The 842-nt window shown below is 69.8% G+C and carries 1 protein-coding gene; it reads left to right on the top strand.

Going from position 1 to position 842, the window contains the following annotated elements; translation table 11 throughout:
• Window positions 1-120: 120 nt before the first annotated feature.
• On the top strand, window positions 121-842 hold a 722-nt coding region (locus tag B4E30_RS03105), incomplete at its 3' end, for an exodeoxyribonuclease III (RefSeq protein ID WP_286793441.1).

Raw genomic sequence — 842 nt, 5'->3', positions numbered from 1 at the left:
ACGGCCTCGGCCTTGATCAGCGCGATGAGGTTCTGCCGGTCGATCTCGAGGTCTGCGGTGGAGGCGGCGGTCATGGTGTCGAGTCTAGGAGAGTCGGCGGCCGCGCCTAGGCTGGAATCCATGCGCCTGGCCACCTGGAACGTCAACTCGATCCGCGCCCGCGTCGACCGCATCGTCGACTTCGCCGTCCGCGAGCACATCGACGTGCTGGCGATGCAGGAGATCAAGTGCAAGGAGGAGCAGTTCCCCTACGAGGCGTTCGAAGCCGCCGGATTCGAGGTGCGCGCACACGGCTTCTCCCAGTGGAACGGCGTCGCCGTCGCCAGCCGCGAACCGATGACCGACGTCGAGACCGCCTTCCCGGGCATGCCCGGGTTCGCGAAGGGGCACGAGGGGCCGGATGCGCCGCAGGAGGCGCGCGCGATCGGGGTGACCACCGCCGGTGTGCGGGTGTGGAGCCTGTACGTGCCGAACGGCCGGGGCCTCGGCGATCCGCACTACGACTACAAGCTGCACTGGCTCGCCGCCCTCGAGAAGCACACGCGCGACGTGCTCGCGGCCGACCCCGGCCTGCCCCTCGCGCTGGTCGGCGACTACAACATCGCGCCCACCGACGCCGACAACGGCGACCCCACGATCGTGCCGGGCTTCTCCACGCACGTGTCGCCGCCGGAGCGGCAGGCCTTCGCATCCCTCACCTCCGCGGGCGTCGTCGACGTGGTGCGCCCGCTCATCCCCACCGGGTACACGTACTGGGACTACAAGCGGCTCCGCTTCCCCCGCAACGAGGGCCTGCGCATCGACTTCATCCTCGGATCGGAGACCTTCGCCGACGCGGTGAC

The sequence above is a fragment of the Microbacterium sp. UBA3394 genome, assembly GCF_002358725.1.
Classification (GTDB): Bacteria; Actinomycetota; Actinomycetes; order Actinomycetales; family Microbacteriaceae; genus Microbacterium; species Microbacterium luteum.
This window is presented reverse-complemented; position numbering and strand designations above follow the sequence as displayed.